Genomic DNA, 16,084 nt, shown 5'->3' on the forward strand with positions numbered 1-16,084 from the left:
CACTCAGCCCCGCCGCGCCACCAGCGCCACCAGCGCGATGCGCTCCACGCCCGCGTATGGCGCCTTCTCCATCTCCTCGCCGAACACGTCCGGATCCAGCTCCTCGTAGCGAACCTCCGCGAGCGGCGCGGCTCGCCACACCGGCTCCAGCGCGGTGCGCAGCAGATCCTCGCCGTCCACCACCGGCGCGCCCGTGTAGAGCACCAGCGTGCCGCCCGGCTCCAGGCGCTCCACGCCTTCACGCACGATGCGCACGGACAACTCCGTGCCGTGCGTGCCGCCACCATCCCGGTACGTGCGCTTGTCCGTATCCGCCAGGTACGGCGGGTTCGCCATGATCAGATCGAACCGGCCGGACACGTCTCGCAGCAGGTCCGAGTGCACCGCCTGGGCTCCCTGCGCGCCATTCAGCCTCGCGTTCACCCGCGAGAACTCCAGCGCCAACGGGTTCAGGTCCGCGAGCACCACCTCCGCGCTCCGCCCCGCCACCGACAGGCCTCCGGCTCCGGAGCCACACCCCAGGTCCACCACTCGCCGGAAGCTGCCCGGCACCCGCTGGAGCAACGCGCAGAACCGGTAGGTGTCCGGTCCGAAGAACACCGCGTCCTGCTCCGACGTGGGCCACGCGGAATGGACATACAGCCCCGCCCCCAGGCTGGAGAACCGCACCCGGCTCCGGTGCGTCCCGTCCTTGCAGTCCACCAGCGCGCCCGCCTCCTCCAGCAGCGCCACCATCCGAGGCTCCAGCACGCCCGGCCCGAAGGGACGGCTCCACCCGAACACGTCCCGGACCGAATGGGCCTGCTTCGCCCCCGGCCGCGCATTCACCCGCCGGTGCGTCTCCGGAGTCACCGTGGTGAAGACGTACCCCCTGGCGCGCAGGACCTCTCCCAGCGCCACCAGCGCGGCCTCCCTCACCTCCATGCCCCCGGCCCCATTGCCACCGTCCACGTCCCGCCCTTTCAAAGGGTTTCCCCCTGAACGTGGGACCGGCCCTCCAGGGCGACAAGGCACCTTCCGCCAGGGCCGCCCGCCAGCACGGACTTCGCGGCTCAGCGGTCAGCAGGCGAGGGAGCGTCCAGCAGGTCGTGGATGCCTGGCACCTCCACCACGAACTGCAGGAAGTTGCGCAGGATGCGCCCCGTGGCGCCCCAGATGACGTGCTCGCCGTGCGTGTAGAAGTGCACGTCGTGCTCCATCCCCTCCCACGTGTGCCGCTCCACACGGAGGATGGAGGGGTCCAGCAGGCGCACCAGCGGCACCTCCAGCACCAGGTCCACCTCCGCCGGGTTGGGCACGTACTTCCCATCCCCCGGGATGACGCCCACGTAGGGACGGATGCGGTACGCGGACGTGGTGGGCGTCTCGTCCAGCAGACCCAGCACGCGCACGTGGGTGCGCGCGACGCCCAGCTCCTCGTCCGTCTCGCGCAGCGCGGTCTCCAGCGGGGTGACGTCCCGAGCCTCCTGGCCTCCGCCCGGGAACGCGTACTGCCCCGCGTGCGTGCGCAGGGTGGCGGGCCTCCGCGTGAAGACGACGTGGGGCACGCCGTCCCGCTCGAAGAGGGGCACCAGCACCGCGGCCTCTCGCAGCGCCCGGCCCTTCCACTCGAACGTCCGCGCCGGCCTCGCCGTCAGCCGCGTCTCCAGCGCATCGAACAGGGCCTGCACGCGCACGACCTCCCCCTTCCTCAGTCAGTGATCTGCTTCTCCACCGGCGGCTTCGTCGGAGCATCCGGCGTCGCCAGGTTCTCCACGCCGGACATCGGCTTGAGGATGTTCGCCTGCAACAGCCCCAGCAGCAGCAGCCCCAGCGCGATGCGGTACACCACGAACACCAAGGTGGTGCGCCGCTTCAGGAAGCTCAACAGCCACGCGATGGCCGCCATGCCCGACACAAAGGCCACCAGCGTCCCCACCACCAGCGCCATCGTCGACGGACGCTGCGTCGCCTCCAGCAGGTGCTTCAACTCGAAGATGCCCGCCAGCGTCGTCGCCGGGATGGACAACAGGAACGAGTAGCGCGCCGCGTCCTCGCGCTTGAGCCCCAGCGACAGACCGCCCGTGAGCGTCGTGCCGGACCGGGACGACCCCGGCACCAGCGCCAGCGCCTGCCACAGGCCGATGATGATGCCGTCCCTCCACGTCATGTCCGCCACGGTGCGCTGGTGCGACGCGCGCTTCTCCACGACGAACAGCACGATGGCCAGCACGATGAGGCTGCCCGCGATGACGTAGAGCGAACGGAACTGCGTCTCGATGACCTTCTTGAACGCGAGTCCGCAGATGCCGATGGGCAGCGTGCCCACGCCCACGAACCACGCGAGCCGCGCCTCCAGCGTGCCGAAGGGGTCCCGCTTCACCAACCCCACGACGAACGCCGTCACCAGCGCGACGATGTCCTTGCGGAAGTAGATGAGCACCGCGGCCACCGTGCCCAGCTGGATGATGGCCGAGTACGCAGCACCCGGATCCGGCCAGCCGAACAGCTCCGGCGCGATGCGCAGGTGCGCGGTGGAGCTGATGGGCAGGAACTCCGTGAGACCCTGGACCAGACCCAGGACGATGGCTTCGAGCAGGCTCATAGGGGACGTGGCCGCCAGGGATATGCCCTGCCCCCCTGCCCCGCAAGCGCGAAGGTGCCCCACACCGGAGCCCAGGTCCGCCACCCGACCGTCCAGCCTGGGAAGCCGGAAGGGGGAACCCGGGTAGGCTTGGCCCCGCCATGCCCCCCGTCCCCCTGTGTCCCTGCTCCTCTGGCCAGCGCTACAAGCAGTGCTGCGCCCCCTTCCACAAAGGCGAGGCCGAAGCCCCGGACGCCGAGCGCCTGATGCGCAGCCGCTACAGCGCCTTCGCCCAACGCGACGCCGCCTACCTCTGGAAGACCCTCCACCCCGACCACCCGATGCGGGCCCGTCCAGAAGCGGACGTCGTGCGCGAGCTGCGCGCCTTCGCCCAGGCCCACCAGTACCCGGGGCTGGCGGTGTTGGGCCACCAGCCTCCGGACACCACGGGGCTCGCCCGCGTCCTCTTCTTCGCCAAGGTGTTCGAGAAGGGGAAGGACCAGTCCTTCGTGGAGCGCTCGGACTTCCGCCACGACGGCACCGGCTGGCGCTACCTGGACGGCGTCCTCAAGCTGCCCCGCGAGCTGAAGGTCCCGCCCGAGTCCCTCACGCTGGAAACCTTCCCCACGGACTGACGGCGCGGCCGCGAAAATCCCCCGTCAGGATTTTCGCGGCATTTGCGTCCCTGGAGGTGCTGCCCGGCCGGAGAGGCCCTACACGCTCTGGTAAAGCTCCACCACAATGGGGCTCGCGGTTCGAATCCGCCTTGGCCTGAAACGCCACCCAATCGTGGCTTCTCCACTCGGGCAGCACCCTTTTCCTCCCTCCGTCACCCTCGGGACCGCGCGTCCCTGTCGAGTGACGAGAGGTCCCGGTCATCGCCGTCACCGCCCGGTGCGCCATCCGCGCCCAGTGACACGATGGCCGGCACGCCCCTGTCCAGCGTGTACACGTAGTCATTGCCCCACGGGTCGCGCGGCAGCTCCGGGAGGATGCTCTCCTCCACCAGCACGCGCAGCCCGGAGGTGGTGTCCGGCAGCCGGCCCTTCTTCATCGCGTACAGCTGGAGTCCCTGCCCCAGCGAACCGAAGTCCAGGCCCACGCGCTGCTGCTTCGCCTGGCCGAACTGACTCATCACCGACACGCCCACCGCGGCGGCGATGAGGCCCAGGATGGTGATGACGACCATGATTTCAATCAGCGTCATGCCGCGCTGACGTCGCTTCTTCCTGTCCATGTCTGTCTTTCTGGCACGCGGACCGGCACGGGCCGGGGTCAGCGTGTCCCTACCGGAAGGCCCCTCTGCCTTCCGGGATGACTGCCATTGCAACCCGCGGGCCCACGTCACTCCACCAGGAGGACGCGAGAGGAATGGTCCGCGTCCGGGCCTTCGCCGTCCGGGATGCCGTCACGGCCATAGGACAGGATGACCGGCGTGCCCTCCTCCAAGCGGTACACATAGTCATGGCCCCAGGGGTCCACGGGGATGCGCTCCAGGAGGCGTTCCTCCACGAGCGCGGAGAGCCCCACCGATGGCGGCGGCACGTGTCCCGCCCGCTCCGCGTACCGAGTCACCGCCTTCAGCAGGTGCCGCATGTCCAGGGCCACCATCCGCAGCTGCGCCCCTCGCTCCAGGTTCATCATGGACAGCGCCAGCACGGCGTAGCCGATGAGGACCAGCGCCACGAAGACAAGCAACCTGCTGTAGGTCTTGAGCCAGGGACGGAGGCCAATTCGAGAGGGCATGTCTGTCTTTCTGGCGCGAACGTCGTGTGCGACGCGCCACCGTGTCGTGTCACCGCGCGCACCAGGCGCGGCCTCACGGCGCCACCGTGCAATCGCCGCACCCACCCCACCCCCTTGCGCGCGAGGCGCCTGCCGCGATACACGCCCGCCTCGAATCGACTTTGCGAATCAATCTCAATTATCCAGCCGAAACGGTAATCCGTGAACGGCCGGCGAGGCGGGTCCATGCGGGGACACAAGGCGATGTGGAGTGCGTGGGTGGCGGCGATGCTGCTGCTCGGAGCGTGCGGTGACGACGACCCGACGCCCCAGCCCTCGGGCAACACGGATGCGGGTGTGACCGTGGACGCGGGCACGCAGACGGACGCGGGCACGCAGGCCGCGGCGCCCACGGTGTCCTTCACCTCGCCCACGGAGGGCGCCCAGGTGGAGGCGTTCCCGGTGCAGGTGCAGGCGGTGGTTCACGCCGAGGGAGGGCTCGCGACGCTGACGGTCACGCCCAACAGCGGCGCCGCCACGGATGTCACCGTCACGCAGGGCCAGACGGAGCAGGCGGTGACGGTGCCCGTGGAGCCGGTGGCGGGCGGGAACACCGTCGTCCTGCGCGCGGTGGACGCGGCGGGCCAGGCCACGGAAGCAACGCTGCACTTCACCTACGTCGCGCCCACCGTCGACACGCAGGCCCCGACGCTGGCGCTCACCAGCCCCACCGAGGGCCAGGACCTCACCGTGTACCAGGTGAACGTCACGGGCCGGGCCACGGACAACGTCGCGGTCACGGGCCTCACATGGCAGCTCAACGGCGGCGCGGAGGAGTCCGTCACCGTGACGCCGGACGCGGACGGCGCCTTCGCCTTCAAGCTCACGCCCGGGCGCGGCGACAACACGCTCGTCCTGAAGGCGCGCGACGAGGCGGGCAACACCACCGAGCAGCAGGCCCACTTCCGCTTCGGCCGGTGGGTGAGCGGCGGCGGCTCGCACTCGGTGCTGCTGCGTGATGGGAAGGTGTACGCCTGGGGGAACAACAACCTGGGACAGCTGGGCGTGGGTCAGCCCGGGCCGGAGCTGGGTTACTCCCCTTCACCGCTGCTCGTGGCGGGGCTGCCCACGGTGAGCGCGGTGGCGTTCGGCCAGAACAGCTCGCTCGTGGTCGGGACGGACGGCACGGTGTGGACGTGGGGTGACAACAAGAACGCGCAGCTGGGCCTGGGCGTCCCCGGCTCCGAGACGCAGGACACCGCGACGCGCTGGGCTCCGGTGCGCGTGCCTTCGCTGACGGACGCGGTGACGGCGGTCCGGGGCTTCACGCACGTGCTGGTGCTCGCGGAGGACCGGACGGTGTGGTCCTTCGGCGCCAACAACGCGGGGCAGCTCGGTGAAGGCTCGACGAAGGCCGCTTCCGACGTGCCGGTGAAGGTGGTGGAGCTGACGAACGTCATCCAGGTGGCCGCCGGCTCGGAGCACTCCGCGGCACTGCGCGCGGACGGCACGGTGTGGACGTGGGGGCGCAACAGCTCCGGCAACCTGGGCCTGGGCACCAAGGACGGCGACTCGCACGCGCGGCCCGCGCAGGTGCCGGGGCTCACGGACGTGGTGGACATCGCGGCGGGCAAGGACCACACGCTCGCGCTGCGCGCGAATGGCAGCGTCGTCGCCTGGGGTCTGGGCCTCAATGGACAGCTGGGTCAGGGCCAGAGCGGCGCGGATGGCACCAGCGCCGTGCCGGTGGCGGTGCTGAACCTCACGAACGCCACGGCGGTGGTGGCCAACGGCACCATCAGCTTCGCGCTCCGCGCGGACGGCACCGTGGTGGGCTGGGGCCAGAACTCCACCGGCTCGCTGGGCACGGGCGACAAGGTGTCGCTCTCGTCGCCCTCGACGCCCGTGGTGGGGCTCACGAACGTGAAGACGTTCGGCTCGGGCGCGCTCCACGCGGTGAGCATCCGGAGCGATGGCTCCATCTACGGCTGGGGATGGAACTTCAAGGGCAGCGTGGGCGGGGGCCCCGCCGCGAAGGAGTCGTGGGCGTACTCGGAGCCCATCCAGGTGACGCTGCCGTGAGAAGCACCGCGCTCCTGCTGCTGGCGCTGTGCGCGTGCGGCGAGTCCTCCCCGAAGCCCGGGGAGGACCCCGGCGTCACGCCCGTCGACACCGAAGCGCCGGTGTTGCGCATCGACAAGCCCGTGCCGGGCCAGCGGCTCGTCGTGAGCCGCCTGCGCATCGCGGGGGACGTGGGAGACGCCACGCGGGTACAGGTGTGGCTGGATGACGGAATCTCCCGGACGCTCTCCGTCGCCGGCTCCACGCTGGCGATGGAGCTGCTCGTGCCGCCTGGCTCGCACGTGCTGCATGTGTCAGCCACGGATGACGCGGGCAACACGGCGACGCAGGACGTGCCGTTCTCCTCGGGACCGGAGCTGGGGGCAGGCCTCAGCCACACGGGCGTGCTGCATCAGGGGCGCTTCGCTTCATGGGGCGACAATGGGTCGGGCCAGCGCTGCGACGTGACTCCGGACGAACGGCCCGTGCCGGCGTTCGCCCTGGAGGACCAGCAGCCCATCGGCATGGTGTCCGCCATGGACACGACCGCGTGGATTGGCTCGGACGGGCGCGCGTGGCTGTGCGGCGCGCTGGCGTCCCAGCTCGACGCGGGTGGCCTGGTGGCGGGCAGCGCCCACCGGATTGAAGGCGTGAAGGACGTGGTGGGCGTGGCGCTGGGCACGGGGCACGCGTTGCTGCTCGATGCGAGCGGCCAGGTCTGGGCCTTTGGCATCAACGCGCGCGGACAGCTGGGACTGGGTGAGGAAGGCGGAGCGGTGACGGAGCCCACCGTGGTGCCGGACCTCACCGACGTGGTGCAGGTGGTCGCGGGCAGCGAACACTCCGCGGCGCTGCACCGTGACGGCACCGTGTCCGTGTGGGGCTACAACCGGGACGGCGTGCTGGGCACGGGCGAGACGGAGGCGCGCGTGCAGGCCGCTCCCGAGCGCGTGCCGCACCTGGAGCAGGTGGAGCAACTGGCCTCCGGGCGCAGCCACCTGCTCGCGCTGATCAAGGACGGGACGGCGCGCGCGTGGGGCACGGGGACGTCGGGACAGCTGGGCCACGGTGACGCGGGCTTTGGCTCGGGCCGCGCGCAGCCCACGCCGGTGCTGGAGCTCACGGGGGCCACGGCGGTGGTGGCCGCGAACAACTCCAGCTGGGCCCTGCGCGGCGATGGCACGGCCTGGGCGTGGGGACTCAACACCACGGGGCAGCTGGGCGTGGGGGACACGAGCCAGCGGGTCAAACCCGCGCGCGTGGCCACGGAATTGCCGGTCGTGGAGCTTGCCGCGGGAGCCCAGCACGCGCTCGTCCGCACGCGCGACGAACGTGTGCTCATCTGGGGCAGCAACCTCAGCGCACAGCTGGGTCTGGGTGAAGGCACGCCTTCACATGTCTCCACGCCCCGCGCCGTGAACCTGCCTTGACCGCCATGCGCGACAAGGGCGCGGGCGCGCGAGGGAAGCCCGCTGTTCCAGGAACCCACTCCGGCGCGTCCTCATGCGCGCCGGCAGCCCGTCCGCCATGAACATGCGATCCGGAATCACAGTGCCCGCGTGCATGCTCGTCATGACGCTCGCGTCCTGCGGGCAGTCGTCCACCCCGCGTCCGGACGACCCGCCCATCGACACACCGGAAGAGGTGCCGCTGGAGGTCGCGCCGTTCGACCCGGACGAGACGCGGTCCGGTGGTGCCACCACGGTGGCCCACGCCGGTCCCGAAGCCTTCGTGCAGTCCCTCGCCAACATCACGATGGAGCACCGGTCGCGCTTCCTGCTGGGCGAGGCCAACTTCGAGGTGGACTGGGTCCCCGCGCCATCGAGCCAGCGCGACCGTGACGGCCTGGGCCCGCTCTTCCACGCCACCTCGTGTCTCGCATGCCACGTCGCCAATGGCCGGGGCGCTCCTGTCGCCGGCAACACGAAGGCCCCCGCGTCCCTGCTCGTGCGCCTCTCCGTGCCCGGCACCGGCCTCCACGGCGAGCCCGTGCCGGAGCCCACCTACGGCGACCAGTTCCAGCCTCGCGCCATCGACGGCGTCCCCGCCGAAGGCCAGGTGCAGGTGACCTACGCGTCCCTGCCCGCCCTGTCCCTCCGGGGCGAAGGCAGCGTGACGCTCCAGTCACCGAGCTACGAGTTGGTGGACCTGGGCTACGGCCCGCTCGCGCCCGACGTTCGGCTGTCCCCACGCATCGCGCAGCCCATGGTGGGCCTGGGCCTGCTCGCGGCCATCCCGGACGCAACGCTGCTCGCCTGGGCCGACCCCGACGACCGTGATGGCGACGGCATCCGGGGCCGCCCCAACCGCGTCTGGAACGCGAAGGAAGGGCGCGAAGTACTGGGCCGCTTCGGATGGAAGGCCAATCAACCGGACCTGGAGCACCAGGCCGCGGGCGCGCTGCTGGGCGACATGGGACTCACGTCCACGCTGTTCCCCCAACCTCCGTGCACCGCCGCGCAGTCGCAGTGCCTCAAGGGCGCCACCGGTGGCGAGCCCGAAGTGGACGCCGCCAACCTCGCCTCCCTCTCCGACTACTCGCACCTCATCGCCGTGCCCGCGCGACGTGGCGCGGACCGCGAGGACGTGCGCACGGGCAAGGCCGCTTTCCTGCGCGCGGGCTGCGACCGCTGCCACCGCCCCAGCACCACCACTGGAGAACTGCCCGGCTTCCCGGAGCTGTCGAACCAGCGCATCTGGCCGTACACGGACCTGCTGCTGCACGACCTGGGCGAAGCGCTCGCGGACGGACGCACGGACTACCTGGCCACCGGCACCGAGTGGCGCACCCCGCCCCTCTGGGGTCTGGGGCTCACCGCCACCGTGAACGGCCACACACGCCTGCTGCATGACGGCCGCGCGCGCTCCGTGCTGGAGGCCATCCTCTGGCACGGCGGCGAAGCCCAGGCCTCGCGCGAGGCCGTGCAGCGCATGTCTCCCAAGGAACGCGCCGCGCTGCTCACATTCCTGGACTCGCTCTGACTCACGTCGTCAGGTGCGGCAGGGGACGCAGGTGGTAGCGGGCCTCGAACGCGTTGAAGAGGTCCAGGTACTGCTCCAGGTAGCGCGTGAGCAGGAAGCGGCGGCGCACCGTCTCGTGCGCGTGGTGCCCCAGCTGGTTGCGCAGCTTCGGGCTCCGGAGCAGTTGCACCATGCGCGCGGCGCACTGGTCCACCGAGTCCACCAGGAAGCCGTTGTGCCCGTCCTCAATCTGATGACGGATGCCGCCCACGTTCCCTCCGATGACGGGCGTGCCCTTCCACATCGCCTCCGCCACCGTGAGCCCGAAGCCCTCGCGCAGTGACTTCTGCACCACCACCGCCGCACGGCGCTGGAGCGCGTTCACCAGCGCCGTGTCCTCCTGGCTGAGGACGATGAGCCGCTCGTCCTTGTGCCGCATCACCTGCTCGTAGACCTGCTGCCCCTCCGGGTCGTCCGACGCCATGTTGCCCAGCAGCACCAGCGTGCACGGCATCTCCTTGCGCGCGATCCGCCACGCGGCCACCACGCCCTCCGGGTCCTTCCACCGGTCGAAGCGCGACACCTGCACCACCAGCGGCAGGTCCGTGGGGATGCGGTGGTGCTGGAGCCGCTCTTCAATCTCCGCCTCATTCATCTCCCGGTTCTTGATGGAGAACGGGTCGATGGCAGGCATGAAGAACACCTGCGGGGTGGACAGCTCGCGCGCGTACTCCGGGATGCTCAACACCGTCGCGTCGTACTGCTCCACGAACGGCTTCAAGTACGCCCACAGCGACGGCTCCGGATTCGACAGGTCCACGTGGCAACGCCAGATCCACGGCCCGCGCTTGCGGCTGTACCGCACGATGGGCAACGGCTGCGGATCGTGGATGACGACCCGGTCGTGGTCCAACCGGTTGCGCACCGCGTTCTCGTAGACGACCTCTTCGTAGATGGTCGCCTTCATCGACGTCAGGTGGATGTCCGCGCCCTGCAGCGCGTTGTGCATCTTCTTCGTGATGCTGAAGAAGTCCGGCGGACCCTGGATGGCCCGCCACTCGGTGGCCATGCCCACGCTGTTCATCAGCAGCGTCAGCGGTGACAGCAGCTCCGCCACCCCGCCGCCGTAGTACGTGGAGTTGACGTGCACGACCCGCAGGTCCTGCAGCGGGCGCGCCTTCTCCAGGATGCGCTCCACCACCTCCGCGCCCACGTAGCGCTCGTAGTTCTCGACCTGGACGAGGGGGTAGGGGTCTCCGGGATTCTTCGCCATACCCTTGTGTGTGTCCGCCCGTCGGCAGGTGCCACCCGCGCGCCCCCAGCCGCTCGCACGCCTGCCCGCCGCGGCTCCTCTTCAGGCCTCCTCCGGCGCATGCGACACCACCCAGAGCGGCGTGTCCCCACACTGCACCAGCAGCTCGTCCCCCTGCCGGGCCAGCAGCGTGCCCGGCTCCGCGCAAGGTTCCTCGCCCCGCCACATCCGCGTGCGTTGGACGCGAACCCAGCGGCCATCAAGCCGGGCCCTCGCATTGCCCCTGCCCTCACGCCACCCGGCGAAGCGGCACGCGCGCACCTTCAAGTGCACGGAGCGCGCGCTGTCGCGCCAGTCGATGTCCCGATAGGCCGGCTCGAAGAAGGGCGCGAAGGTCGCGTCCGCCTCCGCCTGCCGCTCGCCCGCGTCTCCCCGCGCCACGCGCTCCACCACCCCGGGCAGCAGCCTGCGCGCCGCGAGCATCAGCTTCTCGAAGACCACCTCCTCCGTGTCCTCGTCCTGCACCAGGAACGTCCCCTGCGCGAGCACGGCTCCGGTGTCGAAGCTCGCGTCCATGCGGTGGAAGGTGAGCCCCAGCTCGCGAGCGTCCTCGCGCAGCGCCCACCCCAGCGGACAGGGCCCACGGTATCGAGGAAGAAGGGACGGGTGCACGTTCACCGCCCCCAGCCGCGCCAGCGCCAACGCCTCCGGCGGCAGCCTCCACGGGAAGAAGAAGCACAGCAGGAGGTCCGGCTTCAGGCCCGCCAACCGGGGCGTCAGGTGTGCCCGTTCGCTCACCAGCAGCACGTCCACTGACGGCGGCGCGGCCTCGAAGAGCCGCCCCAGCTCCGCCCAGCCCTCCATGTCCAGCGGGCGCAGGCCCCGGATGCCCGCCGGCACCACCAGCGCCACCACGTCATGCCCCTGGGCCCTCAGCGCCAACGTGAAGTCGTGCGCCACCGCGGGGGCCACGGTGAGCAGCACGATGCGCCAGCCAGGCGCGGCACCCGGAGTCGGCATGGCCGTGTCCTAACAATTCACCCACCGTGTGCGCCCGGCCAACGCACGCGCCATGCCTGGAAATGAAAACGCGCTCGCCCCGGGAAGGGACGAGCGCGTGGGCTCAACCGGAGTGCTTCCGGTGCGTCAGACCGCCTTCAGGCGGGGCGTGCGCGTCTTGGGAGCGGGGGCGGCGACCGCCTCACGGAGCGCGTCCTTCTTGTCCGTGCGCTCCCAGGTGAACTCCTTCTCCGCGCGGCCGAAGTGACCGTACGCGGCGGTCTTCTGGTAGATGGGCCGCAGCAGGTCCAGGTGCTCGGTGATTTCGCGCGGGCGCAGGCCGAACGTCTGGCGCACGGCGCGGGCAATCTGCTCCTCCGGCACCGTGGACGTCCCGAAGGTCTCCACCATCACGCTGACAGGCTCCGCCACGCCGATGGCGTAGGACACCTGCACCTCGCAACGACGGGCCAGGCCCGCCGCCACGACGTTCTTCGCGATGTAGCGGCCCATGTACGCGGCCGAGCGGTCCACCTTGGACGGGTCCTTGCCGCTGAACGCGCCGCCACCGTGACGGCCCATGCCGCCGTAGGTGTCGACGATGATCTTCCGGCCCGTGAGGCCCGAGTCGCCCATGGGGCCGCCGATGACGAAGCGGCCCGTGGGGTTGATGAAGAACTTGGTCTTGTTGTCGATGAGCTTCTTCGGCAGGACCTTCAGGATGACGTCCTCGCGGATGGCCTCCTGGATCTTCTTGTTGGAGACGTCATCCGAGTGCTGCGTGGACAGCACCACCGCGTCGATGCGGACCGGCTTGCCGTCCTTGTACTCCACCGTCACCTGGCTCTTGCCGTCCGGGCGAATCCACGGGTGGTTCTTGCGGCGCACCTCCGCCAGGCGGCGGGTCAGCGCGTGCGCGTAGTGGATGGGCGCGGGCATCAGCTCCGGCGTCTCGTCGCACGCGTAGCCGAACATCATGCCCTGGTCGCCGGCGCCCTGGTCCTTCTTGTTGTCCACGCCCCGGGCGATGTCCTGGCTCTGGCCCTCGATGGCCACCATGACGCCGCACGTGTGGCCGTCATAGCCCATGGAGCTATCGGTGTAGCCAATGCGCGTGATGGTCGAGCGGACGATCTTCGGGATGTCCACGTAGCAATTCGTCGTCACCTCGCCAGCGACGATGGCGAGGCCCGTCTTCACGAGCGTCTCCACGGCGACACGCGCCTGCGGATCCTTGGCGATGATGGCATCGAGCACACCGTCGGAGATCTGGTCGGCGATCTTGTCCGGGTGGCCCTCGGTGACGGATTCAGACGTGAACAGGAAGTCGGTAGGCATGTCTTCTCGGGCTTCGCGCTAATTCGGTGACGCAGCGCAGGGGGCGGACACTAAACGTGCGGTCCCAGCAGAGTCAAACCTGTCGATACAAGGGTTTATTCGGCGAAAGCGACCTTCAGACAGGCGGACCCGATGCCGCGGGTGTGCCTGCCCGCTGGATGAATTTATTGGTTCGCGCCGCGTTCCCCTGGGCTACAGGACCCGCGCCCTTCTTCTGGAGGTCACAGACCCATATGAACGCCATCGCCCGCCTTCGCACCCTTCCCTTCCTGGTTGCCCTCGCCTTCGCCGTGCCCGCGCTCGCCGCGCCCAAGGCTTCCGAAGCCATCACCAAGCCGGTGAAGACCGTGGTGCAGTCCGTGCGCTACGAGAAGGACCTCAAGGCCCTGGAGAACCTGGGCAGCGACCAGCAGGGACTCTTCCTGCTGGGTGACGAGTGGACCAAGGCCACGGACGCCCAGCGCAAGGAGTTCACCCAGCTCTTCCAGAACCTGTTCGCGAAGATCGCCTTCCCCAAGGTGCGCGAGAACTTCAAGAACCTGGACTCCATCACCTACGACGAGCCGCAGGTGACGGGCGACAAGGCGCTCGTGGGCTCCACCATCTTCATCAACCACCCGCTGAAGAAGCAGGAGATGAAGCTCAAGTACGCCGTGGAGAAGGTGAGCGGCGGCTGGAAGGTCGTGGACGTGTCCGTGCTGGGCGACTCCATGCTCACCGGCATCCGCGATGACCAGGTCCGCCCCCTCTTCAAGGAGGGCGGCTGGGACGGCCTGCTCGGCGCCATGCGCGCGAAGAACAACGAACTGGGTTCGGTGAAGGTGAAGTAATCCAGTCAGTTGTCGCCTGGGCCGCCAGGCAAACAGGCCCTCGCCGTTCCTCCGGGTTCCGGGGGAGGCGCGGGCCGGTTAGGCTGGGGCGTTCCTCCTCCCCCGGAGCGCCTGGCGAATGACTGTTTCGACCCCCGCCCCGCGGCTGCTGCTCCGGGGTGTGCCGTCCGACCGTGAGATGGACGCGTTCTGCGTCCAGTACGCGCCCCGGGCCCCCGGCCATCCCGCGGTCCGGGACCTGCTCCGGCTGCTGTCGGAGGTCCCCGATGACGGCCTGGAGCCGCGCCTGGAGTGGGTGGAGCGGTGGATCCACTGGATGCGCGACCGCATCCCCGCCCACGGCCTCACGGACGCGGACGACCCCGCACTGTCCCCCTCGAACTCCCGGCTGTCCCTGCTGGTGCGCGTGCTGGAGGGCGAGGGCGCCCTGCGCGCGTCCGTCACCCGGCTGGTGGCGGGGGTGTGCGCGAGCAGCCGGGGGCTGAAGCTCTTCGCCCAGGTGGGCTTGAGCGCGGGCAACGGCTTCTTCTCCGAGCTGACGGACCGCCTCGTGCGCGGCGTGCTGCCCACGCCCCCCGAGCCGGGCAAGCTGTCGGAGCTGCTCCTGCGCCTGTTCCCGGTGCCGGAGGACGCGGAGTGGCTGGGCGCGCTGTCCCCCATGCTGCTGGCGCGGCTGACGGCGCTGGTGGGCGAGCCGCCCCCACCGGAGCCCACCCCGTCCGCGCGTGTGCGTGGGGACCTGATGGACGCGCTGCTGCTGTTGGGCGTGCAGGTGGCGGCGCTGGGGCTGGCGGAGGACGTGCGCGACCGCACCCCGGACATGGCCTTCCGCGCGTCGCCCTTCCTGAGGCTGCGGCTGGTGTGCGACGCGGTGCTGGCGCGCGACGGGGCCCAGGAGGCGCTGGCGGACCTGGTCCGCGTGGTGGAGGACTGCCGCGGCGTGGTGCGCACCGTCACCCGGCACCTGGAGGACTCCGGCGTCAGCGTGGACCTGGTGTACCGGCTGGAGCGCATCCAGCGCGGCCTGGACCGGATGGAGGCCGTCGCGCGGGTGCTGGGCGCGCCCCGCGGCGAGCCCCGCTGGCGCGAGGCGCTGGCGCTCCTGTCGGACCTGCTGCGGCTCGCGCACGCGGACCGCTCCGTCCGCGCGCTGGTGCGGCGCAACTCGCGGCTGATGGCGCGAAAAATCATCGAGCGCACCGGCAACACCGGCGAGCACTACATCACCTCCACCCCCGCCGAGTTCCACCACATGGTGCACTCGGCCGCGGGCGGCGGGTTCCTCACCGCGTTCGCCGCCGCGCTGAAGTTCGTCGTCACGGGCCTGCCGCTGGCCCCCTTCTTCGCGGGTCTCTTCGTCGCGCTCAACTACGCGGGCGCCTTCGTGATGATGCAGCTGTTGGGCCTCACGCTGGCCACCAAGCAGCCGTCCATGACGGCCTCCACGCTGGCGGCGGCGGTGGGCGAGGACACCGGCCCGGACAGCCGCGCCCGGCGCATGGAGCGCCTGACGGCGCTGGTGCCGCGCGTCACCCGCTCACAGCTGGCGGCCATCCTGGGCAACCTGGGCTGCGTGCTGCCCGTCGCGGTGGCGCTCGCGCTGGGCTTCCAGGCCCTCACCGGCCACGCGTTCCTGTCCCAGGAGAAGGCCCGCCACGTCGTGGACACGCTCCACCCGTGGAAGAGCGCCACGCTCCTCTACGCCGCGCTCACCGGCGTGCTGCTGTGGGCGTCCAGCGTGGCCGCGGGCTGGTTCGAGAACTTCATCGTCTACCGCCGCCTGCCGGAGGCGCTGGCCCACCACCGGGTGCTGCGCGTGCTCGTGGGCGTGAAGGGCGCGCGCAAGGTGGCGGACGCGCTCGAGCACCACGCCGCGGGCGTGGGGGGCAGCATCACCCTGGGCGTGCTGCTGACGGTGGCGCCGGGCGTGGGCAGCTTCTTCGGCATCCCCATGGACGTGCGCCACGTCACCTTCTCCTTCGGCTCGCTGGCCCTGGCCGGCTGCGCGCTGGGCACCTCCGCCGTGATGGAGCCGGGCTTCCTGGCGGCCGTGGCGGGCGTGCTGGTGGTCGGCATCGTCAACTTCGGCGTGTCCTTCTCGCTGGCCCTCGGCGTGGCCCTGCGCGCCCGCGACGTCCCGGTGCGCGAGGGTGCCCGCTTCCTGGGCGCCGTGTCCCTGCGCTTCCTGCGAAACCCGCTCCCCTTCCTCCTCCCGCCCCGCGACGAGCCCGTCCCGGGTGCGACCGAAGGGCAGGTCCTCCCCCTGGCCGGGCCTCCGGCACAGTGAAGGAGCCCGGGTTATTCCCAGGGGGTGGGAGGCCCTGTCTCGCGCGGTGGTGGGGCGGACAGGCACCC

Annotated in this window: 14 protein-coding genes; 6 read left to right on the forward strand and 8 right to left on the reverse strand. The window is 70.6% G+C overall.

Translation table 11 applies throughout. From position 1 onward, the window contains the following. Positions 1-3: 3 nt before the first annotated feature. The 3 genes from D7X99_RS23740 to D7X99_RS23750 form a co-directional block, all read right to left on the reverse strand. Positions 4-924 (reverse strand): methyltransferase, encoded by a 921-nt coding sequence (locus D7X99_RS23740; protein ID WP_121753264.1) that lies wholly within the window; start codon positions 922-924, stop codon positions 4-6. 128 nt (positions 925-1,052) lie between these two features. Continuing rightward, positions 1,053-1,676: a CoA pyrophosphatase gene (locus D7X99_RS23745; RefSeq protein WP_120578426.1), complete on the reverse strand. Its 624-nt coding sequence runs from the start codon at positions 1,674-1,676 to the stop codon at positions 1,053-1,055. A 14-nt stretch (positions 1,677-1,690) separates the two neighbouring features. Further along, positions 1,691-2,584 carry an undecaprenyl-diphosphate phosphatase gene (locus D7X99_RS23750; RefSeq protein ID WP_121779769.1) on the reverse strand — a complete coding sequence of 298 codons (894 nt, stop codon included), beginning with the start codon at positions 2,582-2,584 and terminating at the stop codon, positions 1,691-1,693. A gap of 140 nt (positions 2,585-2,724) precedes the next feature. Between D7X99_RS23750 and D7X99_RS23755 the strand changes: the two genes are divergently transcribed. After that, positions 2,725-3,198, forward strand: a complete 474-nt coding sequence (locus D7X99_RS23755; RefSeq protein ID WP_121779770.1) for a YchJ family protein — start codon at positions 2,725-2,727, stop codon at positions 3,196-3,198. Positions 3,199-3,392: 194 nt separating this feature from the next. Here D7X99_RS23755 and D7X99_RS23760 read toward each other — a convergent pair whose 3' ends face one another. Next, positions 3,393-3,800, reverse strand: a complete 408-nt coding sequence (locus D7X99_RS23760; RefSeq protein WP_120579881.1) for a type II secretion system protein GspG — start codon at positions 3,798-3,800, stop codon at positions 3,393-3,395. A 107-nt stretch (positions 3,801-3,907) separates the two neighbouring features. Continuing rightward, positions 3,908-4,309, reverse strand: coding sequence for a type II secretion system protein GspG (locus D7X99_RS23765; RefSeq protein ID WP_121779771.1), 402 nt, complete (start codon positions 4,307-4,309; stop codon positions 3,908-3,910). Between the two features lie 225 nt (positions 4,310-4,534). Here D7X99_RS23765 and D7X99_RS23770 point away from each other — a divergent pair, with 225 nt between their 5' ends. The 3 genes from D7X99_RS23770 (at position 4,535) to D7X99_RS23780 (ending at position 9,331) form a co-directional block, all read left to right on the forward strand. Further along, the gene (locus D7X99_RS23770) at positions 4,535-6,370 is read left to right on the forward strand and encodes an Ig-like domain-containing protein (RefSeq protein WP_147476241.1); all 1,836 of its coding nucleotides are present in this window, start codon (positions 4,535-4,537) and stop codon (positions 6,368-6,370) included. Next, positions 6,367-7,779: a hypothetical protein gene (locus D7X99_RS23775; RefSeq protein ID WP_158627059.1), complete on the forward strand. Its 1,413-nt coding sequence runs from the start codon at positions 6,367-6,369 to the stop codon at positions 7,777-7,779. Before D7X99_RS23770 ends, D7X99_RS23775 begins: the two co-directional genes overlap by 4 nt. Positions 7,780-7,876: 97 nt before the next feature. After that, positions 7,877-9,331, forward strand: coding sequence for a di-heme oxidoredictase family protein (locus D7X99_RS23780; protein ID WP_304997758.1), 1,455 nt, complete (start codon positions 7,877-7,879; stop codon positions 9,329-9,331). A 1-nt stretch (position 9,332) separates the two neighbouring features. Here D7X99_RS23780 and D7X99_RS23785 read toward each other — a convergent pair whose 3' ends face one another. The 3 genes from D7X99_RS23785 to metK form a co-directional block, all read right to left on the reverse strand. Then, entirely contained in the window at positions 9,333-10,583 is a 1,251-nt protein-coding gene (locus D7X99_RS23785) for a glycosyltransferase (RefSeq protein WP_121779774.1), read from the reverse strand. A gap of 81 nt (positions 10,584-10,664) precedes the next feature. Further along, positions 10,665-11,582 carry a methionyl-tRNA formyltransferase gene (locus D7X99_RS23790; RefSeq protein ID WP_121779775.1) on the reverse strand — a complete coding sequence of 306 codons (918 nt, stop codon included), beginning with the start codon at positions 11,580-11,582 and terminating at the stop codon, positions 10,665-10,667. Positions 11,583-11,708: 126 nt separating this feature from the next. After that, positions 11,709-12,899 (reverse strand): methionine adenosyltransferase, encoded by a 1,191-nt coding sequence (metK, locus tag D7X99_RS23795; protein ID WP_120594773.1) that lies wholly within the window; start codon positions 12,897-12,899, stop codon positions 11,709-11,711. A 233-nt stretch (positions 12,900-13,132) separates the two neighbouring features. On the opposite strand from metK, the gene D7X99_RS23800 reads away from it, so the two are divergent. Then, positions 13,133-13,729: an ABC transporter substrate-binding protein gene (locus D7X99_RS23800; protein WP_121779776.1), complete on the forward strand. Its 597-nt coding sequence runs from the start codon at positions 13,133-13,135 to the stop codon at positions 13,727-13,729. 118 nt (positions 13,730-13,847) lie between these two features. Beyond that, on the forward strand, positions 13,848-16,016 hold the full coding sequence (locus D7X99_RS23805; RefSeq protein ID WP_121779777.1) for a site-specific recombinase: 2,169 nt from the start codon (positions 13,848-13,850) through the stop codon (positions 16,014-16,016). Positions 16,017-16,084: the final 68 nt, after the last annotated feature.

It is taken from the genome of Corallococcus sp. AB032C (genome assembly GCF_003668935.1).
Classification (GTDB): Bacteria; Myxococcota; Myxococcia; order Myxococcales; family Myxococcaceae; genus Corallococcus; species Corallococcus exiguus.